The organism is Salinimicrobium soli (genome assembly GCF_048323655.1).
In the GTDB taxonomy this organism is placed as follows: domain Bacteria; phylum Bacteroidota; class Bacteroidia; order Flavobacteriales; family Flavobacteriaceae; genus Salinimicrobium; species Salinimicrobium soli.
The window spans coordinates 529,646-549,960 of the sequence record NZ_JBLUWW010000003.1 but is presented as its reverse complement, the minus strand read 5'-3'; the positions used below and the strand labels follow the sequence as shown (position 1 = coordinate 549,960).

Annotated in this window: 16 protein-coding genes; 8 read left to right on the top strand and 8 right to left on the bottom strand. The window is 42.8% G+C overall.

What is annotated here, in order from left to right; all coding sequences use genetic code 11:
• Position 1 precedes the first annotated feature (1 nt).
• The 4 genes from ACNORC_RS11880 to ACNORC_RS11865 all read left to right on the top strand — a co-directional run bounded on the left by ACNORC_RS11880 (position 2) and on the right by ACNORC_RS11865 (position 4,464).
• Complete coding sequence (locus ACNORC_RS11880) at positions 2 to 877, top strand: nucleoside phosphorylase (protein ID WP_418335863.1); 876 nt, start codon at positions 2 to 4, stop codon at positions 875 to 877.
• A 66-nt stretch (positions 878 to 943) separates the two neighbouring features.
• Positions 944 to 2,995, top strand: coding sequence for a polyphosphate kinase 1 (gene ppk1 / locus ACNORC_RS11875; RefSeq protein WP_418335862.1), 2,052 nt, complete (start codon positions 944 to 946; stop codon positions 2,993 to 2,995).
• Entirely contained in the window at positions 2,992 to 3,840 is an 849-nt protein-coding gene (locus ACNORC_RS11870) for a substrate-binding domain-containing protein (protein ID WP_418335861.1), read from the top strand. The genes ppk1 and ACNORC_RS11870 overlap by 4 nt, the downstream gene beginning before the upstream one ends.
• Positions 3,841 to 3,849: 9 nt before the next feature.
• Positions 3,850 to 4,464 (top strand): hypothetical protein, encoded by a 615-nt coding sequence (locus ACNORC_RS11865; RefSeq protein WP_418335860.1) that lies wholly within the window; start codon positions 3,850 to 3,852, stop codon positions 4,462 to 4,464.
• Positions 4,465 to 4,466: 2 nt separating this feature from the next.
• On the opposite strand, the gene ACNORC_RS11860 is transcribed toward ACNORC_RS11865, so the two are convergent.
• Entirely contained in the window at positions 4,467 to 5,132 is a 666-nt protein-coding gene (locus tag ACNORC_RS11860) for a uracil-DNA glycosylase (RefSeq protein WP_418335859.1), read from the bottom strand.
• A gap of 44 nt (positions 5,133 to 5,176) precedes the next feature.
• Here ACNORC_RS11860 and ACNORC_RS11855 point away from each other — a divergent pair, with 44 nt between their 5' ends.
• A complete protein-coding gene (locus ACNORC_RS11855) occupies positions 5,177 to 7,348 on the top strand; it encodes an endonuclease MutS2 (RefSeq protein WP_418335858.1) in 2,172 nt (723 codons plus the stop codon).
• A gap of 13 nt (positions 7,349 to 7,361) precedes the next feature.
• A complete protein-coding gene (locus tag ACNORC_RS11850) occupies positions 7,362 to 7,775 on the top strand; it encodes a thiol-disulfide oxidoreductase DCC family protein (protein ID WP_418335857.1) in 414 nt (137 codons plus the stop codon).
• Here the strand turns inward: ACNORC_RS11850 and ACNORC_RS11845 are convergent, their stop codons facing one another.
• The 4 genes from ACNORC_RS11845 to ACNORC_RS11830 all read right to left on the bottom strand — a co-directional run bounded on the left by ACNORC_RS11845 (position 7,776) and on the right by ACNORC_RS11830 (position 14,380).
• Positions 7,776 to 8,933, bottom strand: a complete 1,158-nt coding sequence (locus ACNORC_RS11845; RefSeq protein WP_418335856.1) for a peptidase MATCAP family protein — start codon at positions 8,931 to 8,933, stop codon at positions 7,776 to 7,778.
• An 85-nt stretch (positions 8,934 to 9,018) separates the two neighbouring features.
• Positions 9,019 to 10,329, bottom strand: a complete 1,311-nt coding sequence (locus tag ACNORC_RS11840; RefSeq protein ID WP_418335855.1) for a dicarboxylate/amino acid:cation symporter — start codon at positions 10,327 to 10,329, stop codon at positions 9,019 to 9,021.
• A 20-nt stretch (positions 10,330 to 10,349) separates the two neighbouring features.
• On the bottom strand, positions 10,350 to 11,414 hold the full coding sequence (aroC, locus tag ACNORC_RS11835; RefSeq protein WP_418336167.1) for a chorismate synthase: 1,065 nt from the start codon (positions 11,412 to 11,414) through the stop codon (positions 10,350 to 10,352).
• A gap of 56 nt (positions 11,415 to 11,470) precedes the next feature.
• Positions 11,471 to 14,380, bottom strand: coding sequence for an FAD-binding and (Fe-S)-binding domain-containing protein (locus ACNORC_RS11830; protein WP_418335854.1), 2,910 nt, complete (start codon positions 14,378 to 14,380; stop codon positions 11,471 to 11,473).
• Positions 14,381 to 14,516: 136 nt separating this feature from the next.
• Here ACNORC_RS11830 and ACNORC_RS11825 point away from each other — a divergent pair, with 136 nt between their 5' ends.
• A complete protein-coding gene (locus ACNORC_RS11825; protein WP_418335853.1) occupies positions 14,517 to 14,984 on the top strand; it encodes a hypothetical protein in 468 nt (155 codons plus the stop codon).
• Between the two features lie 48 nt (positions 14,985 to 15,032).
• On the opposite strand, the gene bshA is transcribed toward ACNORC_RS11825, so the two are convergent.
• The 3 genes from bshA to ACNORC_RS11810 are packed head-to-tail and all read right to left on the bottom strand — an operon-like array spanning position 15,033 to position 19,582.
• Positions 15,033 to 16,166, bottom strand: coding sequence for an N-acetyl-alpha-D-glucosaminyl L-malate synthase BshA (gene bshA, locus ACNORC_RS11820; RefSeq protein WP_418335852.1), 1,134 nt, complete (start codon positions 16,164 to 16,166; stop codon positions 15,033 to 15,035).
• A gap of 3 nt (positions 16,167 to 16,169) precedes the next feature.
• On the bottom strand, positions 16,170 to 19,097 hold the full coding sequence (locus ACNORC_RS11815) for a serine hydrolase domain-containing protein (RefSeq protein WP_418335851.1): 2,928 nt from the start codon (positions 19,095 to 19,097) through the stop codon (positions 16,170 to 16,172).
• Complete coding sequence (locus ACNORC_RS11810; RefSeq protein ID WP_418335850.1) at positions 19,097 to 19,582, bottom strand: ABC transporter ATPase; 486 nt, start codon at positions 19,580 to 19,582, stop codon at positions 19,097 to 19,099. The genes ACNORC_RS11815 and ACNORC_RS11810 overlap by 1 nt, the downstream gene beginning before the upstream one ends.
• 153 nt (positions 19,583 to 19,735) lie before the next feature.
• Here ACNORC_RS11810 and ACNORC_RS11805 point away from each other — a divergent pair, with 153 nt between their 5' ends.
• Entirely contained in the window at positions 19,736 to 20,257 is a 522-nt protein-coding gene (locus tag ACNORC_RS11805) for a hypothetical protein (protein ID WP_418335849.1), read from the top strand.
• Positions 20,258 to 20,315: the final 58 nt, after the last annotated feature.

The following is a 20,315-nucleotide window of genomic DNA, read 5'->3' as shown; positions in this document are numbered from 1 at the left end:
AATGAATCATTTAGCAGCTTCAGAATTAATTCTGAATAAAGATGGAAGTATCTATCATCTTGCCCTACGACCCGAACAAATTGCAGATACAATAATAGTTGTTGGAGACCCTGACAGGGTTGATAAACTCACCCAATATTTTGACAATGTAGAACACGTTGTAAAAAAGCGTGAATTCCATACCCAGACAGGAACCTACAAAGGGAAGCGCCTTACAGTACTCTCCACAGGAATTGGAACCGATAATATTGATATCGTTCTCAATGAACTGGATGCACTGGTGAATATTGATTTTGAAACCAGGCAGATAAAGGAGAAAAAAACCAGCCTCAATATTGTTAGAGTGGGAACCTCGGGATCCATTCAAAAAGATATACCCGTAGATGCAATCGTATCCAGTAAACTTGCAGTGGGATTTGATACGGTTCTGCATTTTTACCAAAGTGACGATGTGCAGCTTCATGATTTCAATAAAGCCCTGGAAGAACACCTTGATCTAAATCCTGCAAACAGTAAACCTTATGTGGTGGAAAGCGATCAGGAATTTGCCTCCATTTTCAATTCTCCAGAAGTCTTTGAAGGATTCACCGGATCCAATGTTGGGTTTTATGCTCCACAGGGACGGGTTCTAAGACTTCCTTTACGCGACCAGAATATGAAAGAGCGGCTTTCAAGCTTTGAGTTCAAAGGAAAAAGGATCACGAATTTAGAGATGGAAACTTCTGCCATTTTTGGACTCTCAAAATTATTAGGACATAAGGCTGCTTCTCTTAACGCGATCATAGCTAACAGGGCTACCGGTAATTTTTCAAAGGATGCTGCAAAAGCCATTGACAACCTTATTCGGTATACACTGGATAAGCTGGCCGCCTCGTAAATTCATTTAACAGAATATTAAAACCGGAAGTACCTCATATTTGTATTTTTGGGTAAATCCCCATATATGCTAAAGCCTGAAGAAATACATTTAAGGCACCGTGATCTAAATTGGTTAAGTTTTAATGACAGAGTACTTCAGGAAGCAGAAGATCCCACTACCCCACTTTACGAAAGGCTGAAGTTCCTGGCGATCTTCTCCATGAACCTCGATGAATATTTTCAGGTAAGGGTTTCCCAGTTAAGGCAAATTAAAAGGGTTAAGAAAAGTATCCGGAAGAAACTGGCTCTAAAACCCAGTAAGACCGTCAAGGAAATACTTCATGAGGTGAAGCTGCAGCAGGACAAGTTTGGGAAAGTCTATAACAGATCTATCCTTCCTGAACTCGAAAAAAACGGGATCTTTCTAATTCACAGGGAGCAGTTTTATGAACACCAGGAAAAGTTTGCTGAAAGATATTTCCGGAAGATCTCTAACTGCATAAAACCAATCACCGTAAAATACGAGGAGGGCGGCGACCTTTTTTTGGAAAATAACCGCCTTTATTTCCTGGTTACCTTCCGAAATGAAGACAATTTTGGTGTAGTAAATATTCCAGTGGAGGAATGTGGCCGGTTTGTTTCTTTTTCTTCAAATACAGAAGAGCATAAAATCACTTTTTTGGATGATCTTATCAAAGCCCGGGTTCCGGAAATATTTCCTGAACATGAGGTGGAAGGGATATTTGAGATCAAGATGTCCCGCGATGCCGAGCTATATATAGATGATGAGGTAGACGGGGTTTTGGCAGAGAAGATCTATGAATCTTTAAAACAGCGCACCGATGGACAACCTACCCGGTTGTTGTACGACGCCGAAATGCCTGAGAAGGATCAAAAGATCCTGCGAAAAACCCTCGGACTTGGTAAAATTGATATGATGCCGGGAGGGAAATACCACAATTTCAGTGATTTTTTCTCCTTTCCCGATCCTACCGATAATCCTAAATTGCATTTTGAACCCTTGCCTCCAATCAAACACAAGGTTCTCGAGCATGCTGATGATTATTTTGATGCCATTTCTAAACAGGATCTTTCCCTGCACTTCCCATATATGTCATTTGATTATGTGGAACACTTCCTGGAAAAGGCTGCTGAAGATAAGCTGGTAAAGGAGATCAAGATCTCCATCTACCGTATAGCTGAGGAATCCAAAGTAACCTCTGCCCTACTCAAAGCATTGAAAAATGGTAAAAGTGTAACCGTTTTTATTGAAGCCAAAGCACGCTTTGATGAAAAGAACAATATTGACTGGGGTAGGAAATTCGAAGAAGAAGGCGCAAAAGTTATTTACAGTTATCCTCGAATTAAAGTTCATTCAAAGATACTTCTGGTAACCCGTGAGGAAGCAGACGGGCCAAAAGGTTATGCCTACATCGGGACCGGGAATTTTAACAGTAAGACCGCTGCTATCTACTGCGACCATGCACTTTTTACAGCTCATGAGAAGATCACTTCAGAACTGGGCAGGATCTTTCAGGTGCTGGAAGGAGAACTGATCATCCCTCGCGGAAAACATCTCTTAATTTCACCTTTTTCGACCCGAAAGGTATTTTCAGATATGATCAACAGGGAAATCGAAAATGCCCGACTGGGTAAAAAGTCCGGAATTACGGCTAAGATGAATAGCCTGGAGGATCCGGAAATTATCGAGCTTCTATATAGAGCAAGTAATGAAGGCGTAAAAGTGAGACTTTTGGTACGCGGATTTACCTGTTTGATCCCCGGAATAGAAAAGATGAGCGAAAACATCTATATTACCAGCATCGTAGATAGATTTTTGGAACATGGGAGAATGTATCTTTTTGAGAATGACGGGGAAGAAGAACTTTATTTTGGAAGTGCTGACTGGATGACCCGTAACCTGGACAGAAGGATTGAAGTGATCGCTCCGGTATATGACCCGGAGATCGCTGAAGAATTTAAACACATACTCCAACTGCAGCTCGATGATAATGTCAAAGCGAGGATACAGGATGCTGAGGAAAAAAATGAATTCGTCCATAGAAAACCAAATGAAAAAGCCATTAGGTCACAATACGAGATCTATATGTATCTAAAACAAAAACATTCTGCATGAAAACTATAAGAGTGGCCGGCGTTCCCGAGCATTTCAATTTGCCCTGGCATTTGTGTATCGAAGAAGGTAAGTTCAAGGACAACGGATTGGACGTGAAATGGAGGGATTATCCCGATGGCACCGGGGCTATGTGTAAAGCTCTTCGAAATGGCGATGTTGACGTAGCGGTTATTCTTACAGAAGGTATTGTCAAGGATATTCATAACGGGAATGATGCCAGGATCGTTCAGGAATATATTACTTCCCCGCTAATATGGGGAATTCATGTAGATGCTCATTCTAAATTCCGCAGTCTCGAAGACCTTAAAAACACCAAAGTGGCAATAAGCCGGTATGGTTCAGGTTCTCATTTAATGGCTTACGTAAATGCGAAAAACCTGGGTTGGGATCCAAACCAATTGCAATTTGAAGAGGTAGGTACTATAGAAGGCGCTATAGAAGCCTTGAAGGCCGGAAAAGCGGGCTACTTCTTGTGGGAACATTTCACCACCAAACCTTTTGTAGATAAAGGTGTGTTTAGAAGGTTGGCCGATTGCCCAACTCCATGGCCCTGTTTTGTCATTGCAGTGAGAAAGGAATTCCTGGAAAATTATTCTACCGTTCTTCTGATGCTAAAAATCCTGAATTCTGTAACTCAGAATTTCAAAGAAATTCCGGGTATTGCAACGGCTTTATCCAAAAAATATGATCAAAAAAAGACTGATATCCTTCAGTGGTTAAAAATCACTGAATGGAGTCAGAAACAGATATCAATAATGGAAATCGACAAAGTACAGGAGCAACTTCTGGAACTGGACCTCATTCCAAAAAAACTTGAAAACTCACATTTTCTCTTGAACAATTAAAACCCTCCCATGAAAAAACTATTATTCGTTTGCCTCCTTGCCAGTCTTCTTCCATTTTCAAACCTTAATGCCCAGGAAACCGAAACTGAAACTGAAACTGAACAGACTCTTTATCCAAGACGCACCTCCTACAATGAATTAAGTCTGAACGTTTTGAACGTACTCGTTTTTGGTGCTCTTGACGCTTCATATGAGCGGGTATTGAACGAGAACAGCACTGTAGGTGTGGAAATATTTTCGAAGGTTTTTAATAAAAATGAAGGGGAAGATGTAGATCTTTCTAAGGTTTATGCAAAGGACCTTTCCATAACCGGAAAGTTCAAATTCTTTTTTGAAGAAGGGAACAATGCCTGGGGCTTTTATGCCGAAGGTTTTGGAATGCTCTCTGACGGCACCAATGACAAAGATGTCACCAGGGAAGATCCTTTAACGGGCAATAAAATAACTACGGAAGAAGAATTGGATTATACCGATTTTGCTTTAGGTTTTGGTGTCGGCGGAAAATTTGTCGCGAAACAGGGCTTTTTGATCGATGTCTCTTTTGGCCTCGGAAGGAACCTGTTCAACAAAAATTCCCCAGACCTGGTCATTCTTCCGGCAGTGAATGTTGGTTACCGTTTCTAGAATTACCAGTCTATAGGCTTTTTTCCGACGGAAACCAGGTAATCATTGGTCTTGCTAAAATGCCTGTTCCCGAACCAGTAGCCCCGGTTAGCCGATAGCGGAGAAGGATGACCGCTGGTAAGCACAAGATGCTTGGAATGATCTATTTTGCGTCCTTTTTTTTGTGCAGGACCACCCCATAGTAAAAACACAAGCTGTTCGCGCTCTTCAGAAAGCTTTTTGATAATAGTATCTGTGAATTTTTCCCATCCCTTCCCGTGGTGAGAGCCGGCCTCTCCTTTTCGCACTGTTAAGGTGGTATTGAGCATCAATACTCCCTGTTTTGCCCAATGTTCAAGGTTTCCGTGGATTGGAATTGGTTTTTGAAGATCGCTTTCCAGTTCCTTGAAAATATTCACGAGCGACGGCGGAACCTTCGTTTCCGGTTGTACCGAAAAACACAATCCGTGAGCCTGCCCGTAACCGTGGTAAGGATCCTGCCCTAATATGACTACTTTGGTGTCTTCAAAGGGAGAAAGTTCCAGAGCTTTAAAGATATTTTCGGGTTCGGGAAAACATTCTTTTTCAGTGTATTCTTTCTCGACAAATTCTAAAAGTTCAATAAAATATGGCTTTTCCAGCTCATCATTTAACTTTTTTTTCCAATTAGGCGCTATGAAGTCGGTCATAATATTGAGTAAATTGCGACACCTCAAATGTAGGTTTTTTATATATGATCAAAATAACAGCAAAAACCCTTACTGATCTCGAATTTACGGCTGTCTGTGAGCAGGTGAGTCAGTTGACGGTTACAGCTCCGGGAAAAGAAAAAGCCCTCAAACTGGTTCCTTATTCTTCCTACGATAAAACTCTTGTTGCCCTTAATCAAACCGACGAATATGTTTCTTCCCATCAACAGGAAAGCCGTATTCCCAATCATGGATTTGACCCAATAGACCAGGAAATAAGATTCCTCGGAATTGAGGATACCATGCTCGAAGCCACTGCTTTGAGAAAAATAAGTTCAGTTTCAGAAACCTCCAATACCCTTATCAAATTCTTTGATAAGCACAGAGAATTATATCCTAATCTAAATCAAAGAACTTCAGAAGTAGAATTTACCAGTGTTATCATCGATAACATCAACAAAGTTATTGACCGTTATGGCGAGGTAAAAGACGAAGCTTCCCCCCTGCTTCAGGAGACCCGAAGAAAGATAAATCATGTAAAAGGGCAGATCAACGCCAGTTTTGGCAGTGCTTTGACCCATTACAACAATTTGGGATACCTGGATGATATCCGGGAGACCGTAGTAGAGAATATCCGGGTGCTGGCGGTAAAAGCCATGTACCGCAGAAAGGTCAAAGGCGGAATTCTGGGGAATTCCAAAACAGGAAGTATCGTATATATTCAGCCGGAAGCAACTTACATGCACACCCGGGAGCTGAATAACCTGGAATATGAGGAAAAAGAGGAAATAAAAAGGATCCTGAAGGCTCTAACGAATCTCATCCGCCCGTATCGTCTGTTGTTGAAGGAATACCAAGAGCTGTTAAGTGATATAGACGTGATCGCCGCGAAGGCAAAATACGCCATGAGTATTAATGCGCTGCTTCCGAAGATCTCCAAAGAACGGGAGCTCGAGCTTAAAGATGCCTATCACCCCTTACTGCTGGTGAGCAATCGCAAAAAGAAAGAAAAGACCTATCCGCAGACGATTAACCTTGATAAAGCACAACGCATTATTGTCATTTCCGGCCCTAACGCGGGTGGAAAAAGTATTACTCTAAAAACCGTAGGTCTGCTACAGGTGATGCTGCAAAGCGGGATGCTTATTCCGGTGCATGAATACAGCAGAGTGTGTCTTTTCAATAAGATCCTTACCGATATTGGTGACAACCAAAGTATTGAAAATCATCTGAGCACTTATAGTTACAGGCTGAAGAATATGAATTATTTTCTTCGGAAATGTGATGAAAAAACCCTCTTTTTGATAGATGAGTTTGGGACCGGAAGTGATCCTGAACTGGGAGGGGCTCTGGCCGAAACCTTTCTGGAAGTTTTTTACGAAAAAGAATCCTTCGGAATTCTCACTACTCACTACGCCAACCTTAAAATGCTGGCCAATGAGCTGCCGCATGTCACCAATGCCAACATGCTATTTGATTCCAAGACTTTGGAACCTCTCTATAAACTACACATGGGAGAAGCCGGGAGTTCCTTCACTTTTGAAGTAGCTCAAAAAAATGGCATTCCGTACAGCCTTATCAACCGGTCAAAAAAGAAAGTAGAACGCGGCAAGATCAGGTTTGACAAGAGTATTGCAGACCTTCAGAAGGAACGCTCCAAACTTCAGAAAACTACCACTTCCTTAAAGACCAAGGAGCAAAAAACGGAAACTGAAAAGAAAAAGCTGGAAGAGACCAATGCAAGGATCCAGCAGAAGTTGGAGAATTTTCAGGAGTTATATGACAGTAATCAACGCCTCATCTATCTTGGCAATAAGATCAATGACATCAGTGAAAAGTACTTCACCAACAAGCGCAAAAAGGAATTGATCGCCGAATTCATGAAAATTGTTGAGGTAGAAAATTCAAAACGGAAAAAACAAACTGCCAAAGAAAAGAAAGCAGAAAAGGCAAAGGAAAAGAAAGTAGAAGCCGAGGCTATAAAACAGGTTGAGGAGATCAGAAAGAAGAAAAAGGAAAAGCAGGAAAAAGAAAAGAAAGAAGATGTTGCGAAGCCAAAGCCTGTTCTCAAAGTAGGCGATAAAGTACGGATGCAGGACGGGAAAGCAGTGGGCAGTATTGACAGTATTGAAAAAGGGACCGCAAAGGTCAACTACGGAATTTTTACGACTTCGGTATCTGTAGACCAACTTGAGCTGGTGCAACGAAAAAAATAGAAAAAGAAAAATTATGGTTAATTTTCCAGAGAATAAAAAGATCATCCTCTTTGACGGGGTTTGCAATTTGTGCAATTGGGCCGTACAGCTGGTGATCAAAAATGATAAGAACGACACCTTTCGCTTTGCACCTTTGCAAAGTGACATCGGGCTTCAGATCATAAACGAACGTGGTATTGACACTGCTAACCTGGATTCGGTGATTTTGATTGAGCCCGGAGTAGCTTATTATCACAAGTCCACAGCTGCTATTGAGATCGCGAAACACCTGAAAGGATATTCCTGGTTACGTATCTTCAAACCACTTCCGGAAGGGCTTAGAGACAGTATCTATCAATTCATTGCACGCAACCGCTACAAATGGTTCGGCAAAAAGGACAGCTGTATGATCCCCACTCCCGAGCTGAGATCCCTGTTTCTGAAATAATTATTTAAGGTTGCTCAACAGGAACAGCAATTTCTCATTTGTGTTCCTGTTCTCGTGGAAAGAATGCGTGTGAAATTTATTCTTTTCGGCAAGACCCATTTCCTGTAAACGCTTAATTAGATCAGCATCTTCAATGGCTACTTTACCGGTGAGCAAGATTCCCATATCCTTTCCTTCGGAATAATAGTCATAGACTTTCTTGAGCCCTGACAGATACTGGTAATCTTTTGTAAAACCTCCACCACGATGTGCCCGCAAAGTAATTGACCAGGCAGTTTCCTTATCGAGCTTATACTGGCTGTACAACAGGTCAAAAGTGTCGCTGAAGGAATAACCTTTTATTAGACTGTCTGCCGCCAGCACGCGATAGGCCAATTCTTTTATGCGCTTTAGGGTCAAACTGTCACTCATATACTCACTGAAGACAGCTAATCCTGCCTGAGTAAGGTAATTGTTGGAGAATCCGTGGGAGAAAATTCGCAACGGCTGATTTAATCCGTTGAAGGTGGTGAGCATGTTCACCCCGATCTCGTGGTTCGAAAGGATCTTTAGATCATTGTCACTGAATTTTCTGTTCTTTTTGACAACCAGTGTTTTGGTGGTTTTCAATGCCATGGCAGCTGCAGTTATACTGTTGCTTTGCCTGATCTTGAACTTAAAAGGATATTTCTCCCCAAAAGCCTGAAAATAAGCCTGTGCCTGATCTGCATTATACCTGGGCACCATTTCTTCAGCATCTTCCTCTTTGTGAAAATGCAGGATGAATTTGGCATTTTTGACATCCTTTTCTTTGGGTGTTCCAAAAACTCTAAGAGAATTATAAAAGAATTTTTTCTCCTGCCCTACGGAAGCCACACATTGCACCAATCCTGAATACTCATAAATGGCATCGTGATACAACTTCTGAATGTCGTCATCGGGAATGTCTTCCAACCGCTGACTGAAGAATTGCCGCTGTAACCAGAAAGGATCAAATTTCACCTTACGGTACTTAAATACCGGATCTTCCGTAAATTTTGAAGAAAAGAAACGTTTCTTTTCCTGCTCAATGTTCAACGGATTCAGGTAATTCAGGACATCAATTTCTCTGACCAGCCGGTCGAGATTTTTGTCAATTTCAAAAAGTGCACTGTAGGGGTTTTGCTCTTTTTCACTCATCACGTTCTGCTCTCTTATTTTTCCTCAGACTTCGGTGGCAAAGACAGGAAAATAATTTAATCTGTCCAAGCTTCTTTTGCTAAAATTAGCTGCCGGTCTTTTTCAAATTGTCATCCCACTCCTTGGCGTGTGGCTCGCCAAGCCTGTCAACAGATTTAGCTACTATCATTGAGACAGCTGCATCTCCTGTGACATTCACACTGGTGCGGCACATATCAAGTGGTCGATCAACTGCAAAAATAAGGGCAAGTCCGGCTTCCGGAATTCCTGCCTGTGCCAACACTATTACCAACATTACCATTCCTGCACCGGGAACGGCAGCAGAACCAATAGATGCAAGAGTAGCCGTGGCAATAATACCAAGTTGTGCTCCAAATGTGAGGTCCATTCCAAAAGCCTGGGCAATAAATACGGCAGCCACAGCCTGGTAAAGACTGGTTCCATCCATATTGATTGTTGCTCCAATAGGAAGAACAAAACTTGCCACCTCCTCTTCTACCCCAAGATGTTCCTCCACCCTTTCCATAGTTACTGGAAGAGTAGCGGCGCTGGAACTGGTGGAAAAAGCAAGTAATTGCGCAGGAGCTATACCGTTCTCAAAAAATGCCGGATTCCTTCCGGTAAAGATCCAGACTATAAGAAGATAAACCCCAATCATTAAGATTAACCCCGCCAGTACAGTTACTGCGTAGAGGGCAAGAGCCTGAAAAAGATCGGCACTGGGTGATTCCACTACCAAAGCTGCCAGCAAAGCAAATACGCCATAAGGAGCTGCCAGCATGATTATATCTATCAATTTTAAAATAACCTCGTTAAAGCCATCGAAAAAGGCCTTTACGGGCTTTGCAGTTTCTTCCGGAATAAGAATTAAACCAATCCCGAAGAAGATCGCGAAAAAGATCACCTGTAACATATTCGCGTTGTCTCCAGCCGCAGCAAAAATGTTACTTGGAACAATATCTTCAAGCGCCTGTAATGGACCGGCTTCCTTCTGCTTTGCAGCATCGGCGATACGCACCGAGGCATCACCCTCATAGCTGGTGATGAGCTCATTTCGTGTATCTTCAGAAATAGCATTTCCCGGTTTAATTAAATTCACCATCCCAAGGCCTATGGAAACCGCAATTACAGTAGTAACAATATAGATCGCTATTGTTCGCGTTCCCATTTTACTAAGCTTGGAAATATCTTTAAGATCTGAGATCCCTTTGATAAGAGAGGCCAGGATCAAAGGCACTGCGATTAACTTGAGGGCATTGATAAAAATATTTCCAAAAGGTTTTATCCAGTCTCCGATAAATTCAGCTCCCCAGGAAAAATTGGTCATGAGGAGTGCAAAGACCACCCCGGCAGCCATTCCTATCAAAATTTGCCAATGCAGTGCGAGTTTTTTCATAATTGGTTTATCTGTGAAATTTAAATTTTTGAAGTTTTGTCCAGTAAATAAAAGTCCGCTAATACAAGCGCCGCCATTGCTTCTACAATAGGAATCGCGCGTGGCACCACGCAGGGATCATGTCTTCCTTTGCCCTGCATTTCCACCTTGTTCCCTTCAGAATCAATAGTCTCTTGCTTTTGCATCAGCGTTGCCACAGGCTTAAAAGCTACTCTAAAATAAATATCCATACCGTTGGAAATTCCTCCCTGTACTCCGCCGCTAAAATTAGTGCGGGTACTTCCATCCTCGTTAAAAAGGTCATTATGCTCACTCCCTTTCATGCGACTCCCGTCAAAACCACTTCCGTATTCAAAGCCTTTTACAGCATTAATAGAAAGCATTGCCTGGCCCAGCCTGGCGTGCAGTTTATCAAAAACCGGTTCTCCCAGTCCCGGCGGTACATTCGTGATCACACATTCTACTACGCCACCAACCGTATCACCTTCTGAACGGATCTTCTTAATGTAAGTCTCCATTTCCTCTGCTTTTGCGGGATCTGGACACCTCACCGGATTTTTTTCTATTTCTGAAAAATCCAGCTCCTTCAGCGATTTCTGAAGTTCGATCTCACCCACAGCAGCTGTGTAGGCAGTGATCTTAATATCTTTAAGCAGTTGTTTGGCTACTGCTCCGGCAGCAACCCGGCAAGCAGTTTCTCTCGCCGAAGAGCGCCCTCCTCCCCTGTAATCACGGTTACCATACTTTTGATCGTATGTGTAATCAGCATGGCTGGGACGGTAAACATCTTTGATATGAGAATAGTCCTTTGACTTTTGATTGGCATTTTCTATGAGGAAGCCTATTGGGGTGCCGGTGGTTTTGCCTTCAAATATTCCGGAAAGGAATTTTACTGTATCCGGCTCCTTGCGTTGAGTAACGATGGCCGACTGGCCCGGTTTGCGCCGGTCCATTTCCAGCTGTATCATTTCAGCATCTATTTCCAGCCCGGCAGGACACCCGTCAATAATTCCTCCTATAGCTTCTCCGTGAGATTCTCCAAAAGTGGTCAATTTAAAAAGGGTTCCGAAGGAATTACCGGCCATAGGATCGATTTTGAGCAAATGTAATTTTTTAAGCCAAGATTTGAAAATGTTATTTCCTACCCAATAAGGGCGTCAGCCATAATTTGTACGGGATGCAGGGCCTTTTTTCCGGTTCCGTCATATATCTGGTGGCGGCAGCTGGTTCCCGGCGCGGCAATCACTGTTTCTGCGGAAGCTTTTCGTACCGTCGGAAAAAGCGTTTGTTCCCCGATCTGCATACTCACCTCAAAATGCTCTTTTTCATAACCGAAAGAACCAGCCATTCCACAGCATCCCGAAGGAATGACGGTTACCTCATAATTCTTCGGAAGGTTGAGCATAGCAAAAGTGTTTTCTACATTCGAAAGAGCTTTTTGATGACAATGCCCGTGCAGTTTTATCTTCTTCTTTTCAGAAGTAAAGGAAGTCGCCGAGATATTCCCCGCCAGGATCTCCTTCTTGAAAAATTCATCGAGCAAAAACACATTTTTGGATAGCTTTTCAGCCGCTTCTTTGTCGTCTGCCAGTCGAAGGTATTCATCCCGGAAACTCAACACGGCCGAAGGTTCCAACCCCAGCAAAGGATGATCTTCAGAAATAATTTCTTTAAATATTTCGATATTTTCATTGGCCACTCTCCTGGCCTGCTCCAAAAATCCTTTGGAGATGAAACTCCTTCCGCTTTCCGGATGTCTTACGATCTCGACCTCGTAATTCAGTCCGCGCAATAATTTTAAGGCTGCAACCCCTACTTCTGAATCGAGGAAATTGGTGAATTCATCATTGAAAAGATAGACTTTCCGCAGAGGCTTTGCCGGTCTTTCCTGGTTTTTTGAATAATAAGCAGCCACAGTTTGTGTTGAAACCAAAGGCATTTTACGCTGCGGCGCTATTTGGAGCAGATTTTTAATGATTCCCGAACTCCATCCACTACTAAAAATCGCATTCGAAACATGCGGAAAATGTGCCGCCAATTGATTCAACTTAGTGTTGTAAGCAAAAGCACGACTCCTAAGGGAGCTGCCATTGGTTTTCTGGTACTGGTATTCAAATTCTGCCTTGTAGGCAGCCATGTCCACATTTGAGGGACATTCACTTTTACAACCTTTGCAACTAATGCAAAGCTCCAGCACTTCCTTTAATTCCTTATGATCAAATTTGTTCTCCTTCTCTGACCCGGTGAGAAATTCCCGCAGGGCATTTGCCCTGGCGCGGGTAGTATCTTTTTCATTTCGGGTAGCCCTGTAACTGGGACACATAGTACCCCCTGCGGCTGCCGGCTTTCGGCAATCGCCGCTGCCGTTACAGTTTTCGGCGCCGCGCAAAATTCCCAGTGAATCTGAAAAATCCATTAAAGTGGAAATCTCCGGCTCCTGTCTTCCCGGATTGTAGCGAAGGTCCTCATCCATAGGAGGAGCATCGGTGATCTTTCCCGGATTGAAAATATGCTGCGGATCGAATATGGTTTTAATTCTTTTTAGTAGCTCGTAATTTTTAGTACCTATCATGAATTCGATGAACTCCGCCCGCACGCGGCCGTCGCCATGTTCCCCGCTCATGGATCCCCCGTATTTCTTGACGAGTCCGGCGACATCGGCAGTGATCTTTCGAAAAAGAGCAACATCTTCTTTCTTCTTCAGGTTCAGGATAGGCCGTAAATGAATTTCCCCAGCCCCGGCATGAGCGTAATAAACAGCCTCCTGCCCGTAACCGGCCATTACAGCAGAGAACTCTTCAATATATTCGGCCAGATCATCAACAGCTACTGCGGTATCTTCAATACAGGCTACGGCTTTTTTATCTCCTTTAATATTTCCGAGTAGACCGAGTCCGGCTTTTCTGAGTTCCAAAGCAAGATCTATGGTATCGTTTTGAAGTACCGGTAAGGCATAAGCAAGTTCGGAATCAGAAAGGGTTTTGATCAAGGCAGCAGTTTGATCTGCCAGATCAAGTTCTTCATCGGCACGTAACTCCAGCATCAGAATAGCAGCCGGATCTCCTTCTATAAAGAAACGATTCTCACGGTACTTGAGGCTGTTTTTTGTGCAGTCCAGGATCACCCGGTCCATCATTTCACAGGTGAACAGTGAATGTTGCATTGCCGGCACCACCGCTTTCATGCATTTGTCAACGCTGTCAAAATGAGCGGCCACCATAACTGCATTTTTGGGTGGTAAAGGATCCAGCTTTAAGGTTATTTCGGTTGTAAAAGCCAGGGTTCCTTCACTTCCACAGAGCAGTTTGCAGAAATTGAACTTATCTACCGAATCCGAGAATATTTCCGAAGTTATCAAGGAATCTACAGCGTATCCTGTATTTCGGCGGTGAATTTCTTCTTTCGGAAACTTCTCCAGGATCTCCTTCTGAACCTCTTCAGGTTTTAGTTCTTCCAGAACCGATCTATAAACAGTCCCTTCAAAGGAATCCAGTTTTAGTTTTTCCTCAAATTCTTCCGCAGTAAGCTCTCCAAAAACAACTTCAGACCCATCAGCCATCAGAACTTTTAACTCCGTCACTTTATCGCGGGTAACCCCATACTTGATGGAAGTAGTACCACTGGAGTTATTACCCACCATTCCGCCAATCATACACCTGTTGGAGGTAGAGGTATTGGGACCAAAGAACAATCCGAAGGGCTGCAGAAAGCGATTAAGATCATCGCGGATCACTCCCGGTTGCACCTTTACGGTACGTGCTGTTTCATTGAACTCAAGGATATTGGTAAAATACTTGGAAACATCCACCACTATTCCCTCACCTACACATTGTCCGGCCAGGGAAGTACCAGCCGTACGCGGAATAAGGGAAGTATTATTTTCTCTCGCAAACGCAATCAGTTCCCGGATATCTTCTGAAGTTTTAGGGTAGGCCACCGCAAGGGGCAAAGACCGGTAAACCGAGGCATCTGTAGCATAGATATGGCGCCAGAGCTCGTCGTAATATAATTCACCCTGAAGCCGGGAAGAAAGAACTCTTAAATTCTTCATTATTTAGTTGATAGAGAGGTGATTCGCTGTAAAATCAGGGCTTTTCACCCAATATTAACAATATATTAGCAAGAGCAGTGTCCGGTGCTACCTCAGAAACTCTAATTTTGCTTAGAACAAATAAAAAGAAAAAGATATGAAAAAATTGATTTTATTGACCTTTTGTGTATTTGGATTTGCTTTGACCTCCCAAGCCCAGAGCATTGCTGATAATGCTCTAGGACTAAGGTTAGGAGATAATGATGGTTTTGGAACTGAGATTTCTTACCAGCGAGGATTATCTGACAACAACCGTTTAGAGTTTGACCTTGGATGGAGAAGCAGAAACAATACAGATGCATTCAGACTTACTGGACTTTACCAATGGGTTTGGAATATCGAAGGTGGATTTAATTGGTATGCCGGTGCAGGTGCCGGAATTGGATCTGTTGACAATGATGATGACAGCGATTTCTTTGCACTTGTTGCAGGAGATGTGGGTATCGAATATGACTTCGATTTCCCGTTATTGATCTCTCTTGACTTTAGACCAGAAATTGGATTCAACGATTATAATGATGACCTGGGATTTGATATTGCACTTGGTGTGCGCTACCAGTTCTAATCATCCTTTTCTATTAAAAAAATAGCCGCAAAGAAATTTGCGGCTATTTTATGCGTTGATCTCTTCAAATGCCTTTTTATAAAGGTCTTCGTAAAGAGGTACTACGGAGTAAATGTCAAAATTATAGCTCTGGTTTCGCGCGTTCTCTTTGAACTTCTTAAGAGTTGCTTCATCCTCCAGGATAGAAATGGCTTTTTCTGCCATTTCAGCAACTTCACCCACTCCGCTAAGGTAACCTGAATATCCTTCTTTATTTACTTCCGGCAGACCTCCTGTATTAGTGGAGATCACGGGAACTCCGTTGACCATTGCTTCCAGGGCAGCCAATCCAAAACTTTCACTTTCCGAAGGCAATAAGAACAGATCTGAAAAACTCAACACTTTATCGATCTCATTGGATTCACCCAGGAAAAGCACCTTGTCCTCTATTCCCAGTTCGGCAACAAGTTCTTCGGCCATTTCCCGCTCAGGGCCCTGCCCTACCATCACCAGTTTGGATTTCACCTTTTTCTGAATATTATAAAAGATCATTATCACATCATCAATGCGCTTCACTTTTCTAAAGTTACTCACATGAGTAATGATCTTTTCAGAACCGGGAGCCAGCATACTTCTATGACAATCACTTACCGAATTCGAATACTTGGAAGTATCTATGAAATTAGGAACTACTTCGATCTCCTTTTTCACCTTGAACAGCCTAAGAGTGTCAGATTTCAGACTTTGAGATACTGATGTCACCACATCACTATTATTGATACTGAAGGTCACTGCCGGTTTATAAAAAGGATGATTTCCGACCAGGGTAATATCAGTTCCGTGGAGAGTCGTCACCATGGGAAGTTTTATTCCTTCTTCCTCCAACATTTTCTTGGCCATGTAACCCGCATACGCGTGCGGTATTGCATAATGCACATGAAGGATCTCAATTTCGTGTAGCTTCACCATATCAACCAACTTACTGCTTAAAGCAAGTTCATACGGTTGATAGTGAAAAAGGGGATATTCGGGGACGTTTACTTCGTGGAAATGGATATTTTCTGAAAGTTGTTCCAGCCGTACCGGCTGTTTATAGGTGATAAAATGAACTTCATGTCCTCTTTTTGAAAGAGCCATACCAAGCTCTGTGGCAACTACTCCACTACCACCAAAGGTGGGGTAACAAACAATACCAATTTTCATTTTTTAGCGATCTATAGCTTCGTAAATTAATTCCTGAATTTTCGTACGAACTCCTTCCTGTAGAAGTTTCTTATTCTCTGCGGAAGGATTCACACGATTGGATAAAAATACGTAAACTATTTCTTCGGAAGGGTCTGCCCAGGTTAAAGTTCCTGTAAACCCACTGTGGCCAAAGCTTGTCATGGAAACACAACCACAGGTAGGACCCACTTCTTCCAGCTGCGGCTTGTCAAATCCTACACCTCGGCGCACGTCTTCAGAACAGTAATAGCAACGGTTGAACTTGTCCAGGGTTTCCTGATCCAGATATTTTTTTCCGCCATATTCTCCTCCGTTGAGATACATCTGCATGATCTTGGCAACGTCGTTAGCATTCGCAAATAAACCGGCTTGCCCTCCAATTCCGCCGAGCATTGCGGCTCCCTGGTCATGCACATACCCCTGTAGCAATTGTTTTCTCCAAACCTTATCATCTTCAGTGGGGATGATCCTCTCCTTCGGAAATTTATTCAAAGGCAAATACGTAGTGTTGTTGGCACCTAGGGGCTTGTACAAATGGTCCTGAGTGAGATACTGAAGGGAAGTTCCGTAGATGTCTTCGAGATAAACTTTAAGTAAATAGTAAGGAAGATCACTGTACCTGTACTCCTTCTTCCGAAGCAATTCACTGTTCTTGATCACTTTTACTATAGTGTCTCTAATGTCATTTCGAACATACATTCCTTCGGCAATAATAGTATTGAATCCGGGACCTTCCTGTTCACGGACATATCTCCTGTCCAATCTTTTAGTTTCCTCATCAATGGTGAGGCTGTGAAAGGGAATCCACGGAGTGAAGCGTGCATAATGCGACATCATTTCCAGAATGGTAATTCCCGCTTTATCTGTTCCGCGGAATTGAGGCAGGATCTGCCCCAGAGTGGAATTCAGATCCAACTCATTTTCCTCTACCAGTTCCATTACGAGGGGCAAAGTAGCCAGGATCTTGGTTAGCGAAGCTACATCGTAAACATCTGAAGCTTTTACCGGCAATTTTTTATCGTAAGTATGGTATCCGGCATTGTTCTCATAGATCACCTTGCCTTTTCGCGCCACCAGAACCTGCATTCCAGGAGCCATTTTTTGATCGATGCCAGCCTGAACCACAGAATCTATTTTACGGAGCTTATAGGAATTCATACCCACACTTTCCGGAAGTCCATAAGATAATCTTCCAAGATCTCGGGTTCGGTAGCCGGTTCCTTCGGGAAAATCTTCTCCGGCAGAGACGGGTAATTTACCCTTTGCTTCCAACGCACCAAAGATCACCTGTGCAGCCTTTTGCTGTGCCAGTTCGCTGTTTTGATACGCTACCTGAATTCCTTCAAAGTTTGCGGTAGTCGTAAGATCCAATAAGCTGTAAGGGCTCGAAAAAAGGTTAAAGATAACTCTGTTCTTCCGGGCGATCTCATAAAGCCAAACCTGCTCTCTATCTGTAAGGTGGTAATTTGTCCAGGGCGACCTGTTTGACTGATGAAATCCTATGATGACCAGGTTATAATTCTTTAGCGTATCCAGAACTGCGTCCAGAGTTTCTCCCGAAACTGAATCCACTTGCGCATAGCGATTAAGCTGCTCAAAAAAGGCATTTCCGTCGCCCTCTCCGAAATTCAGGTATGCGATCTTACTCGTTTCAAGATTCCGAACAGGGATCATTCCCCGGTCATTTTTAACAACAGTTAAAGCATTTTCATACAACTGGTGATCCAGCACAGCATTTCTAATACTGTTGAGATCTTCAATTAAATAATCGGTATCTACCGGTGTATAATCATTTAATCCGGCCTTATATTTTGCGTAGAGTATTTTCCTGACGGAATTCTTCAGGCGAACTTCAGTAATAATTCCGGCGTTATAGGCCTCAATGATCTTGTCTACTGCTTTTGGTACATCTTCTGAAAAAAGCAGAATATCATTTCCAGCTATGAAAGCCGCGAGATCAATTTCGCCGGGTTCATCAAAATTGGCCACGCCTTTCATGTTGAGGGCATCGGTAATAACGAGTCCGTTGAAATCCAGGTCTTCTTTCAGGATTCCTGTTACGATCTTATGCGAGAGTGAGGAGGGAAAGTTTTTCCTCATTTCCAATGCCGGCACGTTCAAATGTCCCACCATGACACTGGCAAGCCCACTATTTATCAATGTTTTGTAAGGATACAATTCTTCCCTGTAGATCCTTTCCGCAGAAAAATCGATGGTTGGGAGTGTTTTATGTGAATCCTGTTCAGTATCTCCGTGCCCCGGAAAATGTTTGGCGCTGCTAAATACGTTCTCCCGCTGCATTCCGCGGATAAAAGCTGCAGATTTACGAGTGACATTATCTTTGTTCTCGCCAAAGGAACGATTGCCAATAATAGGGTTTTTGGGGTTGGTATTGATGTCTACTACCGGAGCAAAATTGAGATGCACTCCCAATCTTTTAGCCTGCTTCGCAACTGCAGCTCCTACTTCCTCCACCAGTTTATCATCCTGAATAGCTCCCAGTGTCATATTCCATGGGAAGGCATAGGTGGAATCGAGCCGCATGGCCAGTCCCCATTCGGCATCCATTCCTATTAAAAGCGGAACTTTAGCAATATTCTGAAATTCATTATTCAGCCGTGCCTGCCTTACAGGACCACCGGTTGAGAAAATTATTCCTCCAATGTGATACTGCTCAATTAGTTTTTTAATAGAATCGGCTTTGGCAGGTGGATCAGACGAAAAAGCATCGACCATGAACAACTGCCCTACTTTCTCTTCCAGAGACATTTGATCATAAATGCTGTCCACCCATTTTCGCTGCAGCTCATGATCTTCGGCAATGAGAGGCCTGCTTTGAGAGAACGCATTCTGAAGAAAGAATAGGGATACCAGTAAAAGACTTAAAAAGGGGCTTTTTATCAACTTCATTAATTCAGGAAACGCTTGTGCCAGCTTTCAGATGCAGGAACCTCCCAATCTGAAAGGTATTCGGCTTTTGTATTTACCAGGTTATTAAAAACTATTGTTTTTGGAGAAACGGCCTTCTCTTTTGCCATTTTTCGGAATGCAGTAAGCTCTTTATAAGCAATATGTTCACCTTGCTTGTAAGAAACATTCATCTTGTCCAGCAGGTCAACGTTGTATTCCTTTTCCAGTTGCTGAATAAAGTGGACAGAGGCATCAATAGAGCAACCTGTAGCCACGTTCATCTTTTGATCAAGACCAAGGATGATGAATCTTTTATACTTAAGCTCGAAGGAAGCTTTGAGGTCTGCACCGTGTGCCGTCCAGCTTTCAATAAATTCCTGAAGTTTTTTTTCTATTTCCTGTTGCTCTTGTTCTGTGAAAGAGCGGTTAGCCTGATAGATCCATACGCGGGATGAATCCGGCAAATTCTCAAAAGGGACAAACATGTAGTGGGATTTTTACTTTGCACAAAACTAACTGATTTCAACCATAGCTTCAAATAAGGAAGAGTTAAAGTTCGCTTTATATACTCCTTAAAAAAGCTATTTAAAGCTGACATTTGTCATAGCACCAAAATAGCTGACTGTTAACTTTGTAGTATGGAGAAGGAATTGATTAAAGCAGCTGCATCTTTGGGCTATAAAGGTTCAGAAAAAGACCTTTACGAGCTGCGCGACTGGCTAAGGGAAAAACACCAGATTCATGTAGAAGTTGGTAGCATCTGGGACGAAAAGACGAATGTCGTCGAATCCTATTTTTATACGGTAACCGCACCCATTCAAATTTATTATACTGAACCTGAATACCAGGGAGGTGGCACTACTCATTCGCGAATGCTGGTGGCAGGAGTTGCAAAAGGCTTGTCCTGGTTAGAAACCTATAAAAATCAGAATCATTCTCCGGTAACTGATGATGAACTTATCATTGCTTATTTACGCGGGTACGGGGAGAAAAAGAAACAAACTCATACGCTGGAACAGTATTCCGCCAATATTCTGAAATATGCTTATAAACTTGGCCGGCAAGGAGATTATATAGAAGAAGGCCTTACCGATGATGATATAGTCGCGCTGGTGAGAAATGAAATTCCGGAAGAAGAAAAACTCAGGTTGGAAAACTGAAATCACTCTAAACTAAAACAGGCTGCCAATTGGCAGCCTGTTTTTATATAGTTATAAA

Bases quoted from the DNA above. Each gene is read 5' to 3' on its own strand.
- ACNORC_RS11880 (WP_418335863.1), top strand. From the start codon at position 2: ATGAATCATTTAGCAGCTTCAGAATTAATTCTGAATAAAGATGGAAGT.
- ppk1 (WP_418335862.1), top strand. From the start codon at position 944: ATGCTAAAGCCTGAAGAAATACATTTAAGGCACCGTGATCTAAATTGG.
- ACNORC_RS11870 (WP_418335861.1), top strand. From the start codon at position 2,992: ATGAAAACTATAAGAGTGGCCGGCGTTCCCGAGCATTTCAATTTGCCC.
- ACNORC_RS11865 (WP_418335860.1), top strand. From the start codon at position 3,850: ATGAAAAAACTATTATTCGTTTGCCTCCTTGCCAGTCTTCTTCCATTT.
- ACNORC_RS11860 (WP_418335859.1), bottom strand. From the start codon at position 5,132: ATGACCGACTTCATAGCGCCTAATTGGAAAAAAAAGTTAAATGATGAG.
- ACNORC_RS11855 (WP_418335858.1), top strand. From the start codon at position 5,177: ATGATCAAAATAACAGCAAAAACCCTTACTGATCTCGAATTTACGGCT.
- ACNORC_RS11850 (WP_418335857.1), top strand. From the start codon at position 7,362: ATGGTTAATTTTCCAGAGAATAAAAAGATCATCCTCTTTGACGGGGTT.
- ACNORC_RS11845 (WP_418335856.1), bottom strand. From the start codon at position 8,933: ATGAGTGAAAAAGAGCAAAACCCCTACAGTGCACTTTTTGAAATTGAC.
- ACNORC_RS11840 (WP_418335855.1), bottom strand. From the start codon at position 10,329: ATGAAAAAACTCGCACTGCATTGGCAAATTTTGATAGGAATGGCTGCC.
- aroC (WP_418336167.1), bottom strand. From the start codon at position 11,414: ATGGCCGGTAATTCCTTCGGAACCCTTTTTAAATTGACCACTTTTGGA.
- ACNORC_RS11830 (WP_418335854.1), bottom strand. From the start codon at position 14,380: ATGAAGAATTTAAGAGTTCTTTCTTCCCGGCTTCAGGGTGAATTATAT.
- ACNORC_RS11825 (WP_418335853.1), top strand. From the start codon at position 14,517: ATGAAAAAATTGATTTTATTGACCTTTTGTGTATTTGGATTTGCTTTG.
- bshA (WP_418335852.1), bottom strand. From the start codon at position 16,166: ATGAAAATTGGTATTGTTTGTTACCCCACCTTTGGTGGTAGTGGAGTA.
- ACNORC_RS11815 (WP_418335851.1), bottom strand. From the start codon at position 19,097: ATGAAGTTGATAAAAAGCCCCTTTTTAAGTCTTTTACTGGTATCCCTA.
- ACNORC_RS11810 (WP_418335850.1), bottom strand. From the start codon at position 19,582: ATGTTTGTCCCTTTTGAGAATTTGCCGGATTCATCCCGCGTATGGATC.
- ACNORC_RS11805 (WP_418335849.1), top strand. From the start codon at position 19,736: ATGGAGAAGGAATTGATTAAAGCAGCTGCATCTTTGGGCTATAAAGGT.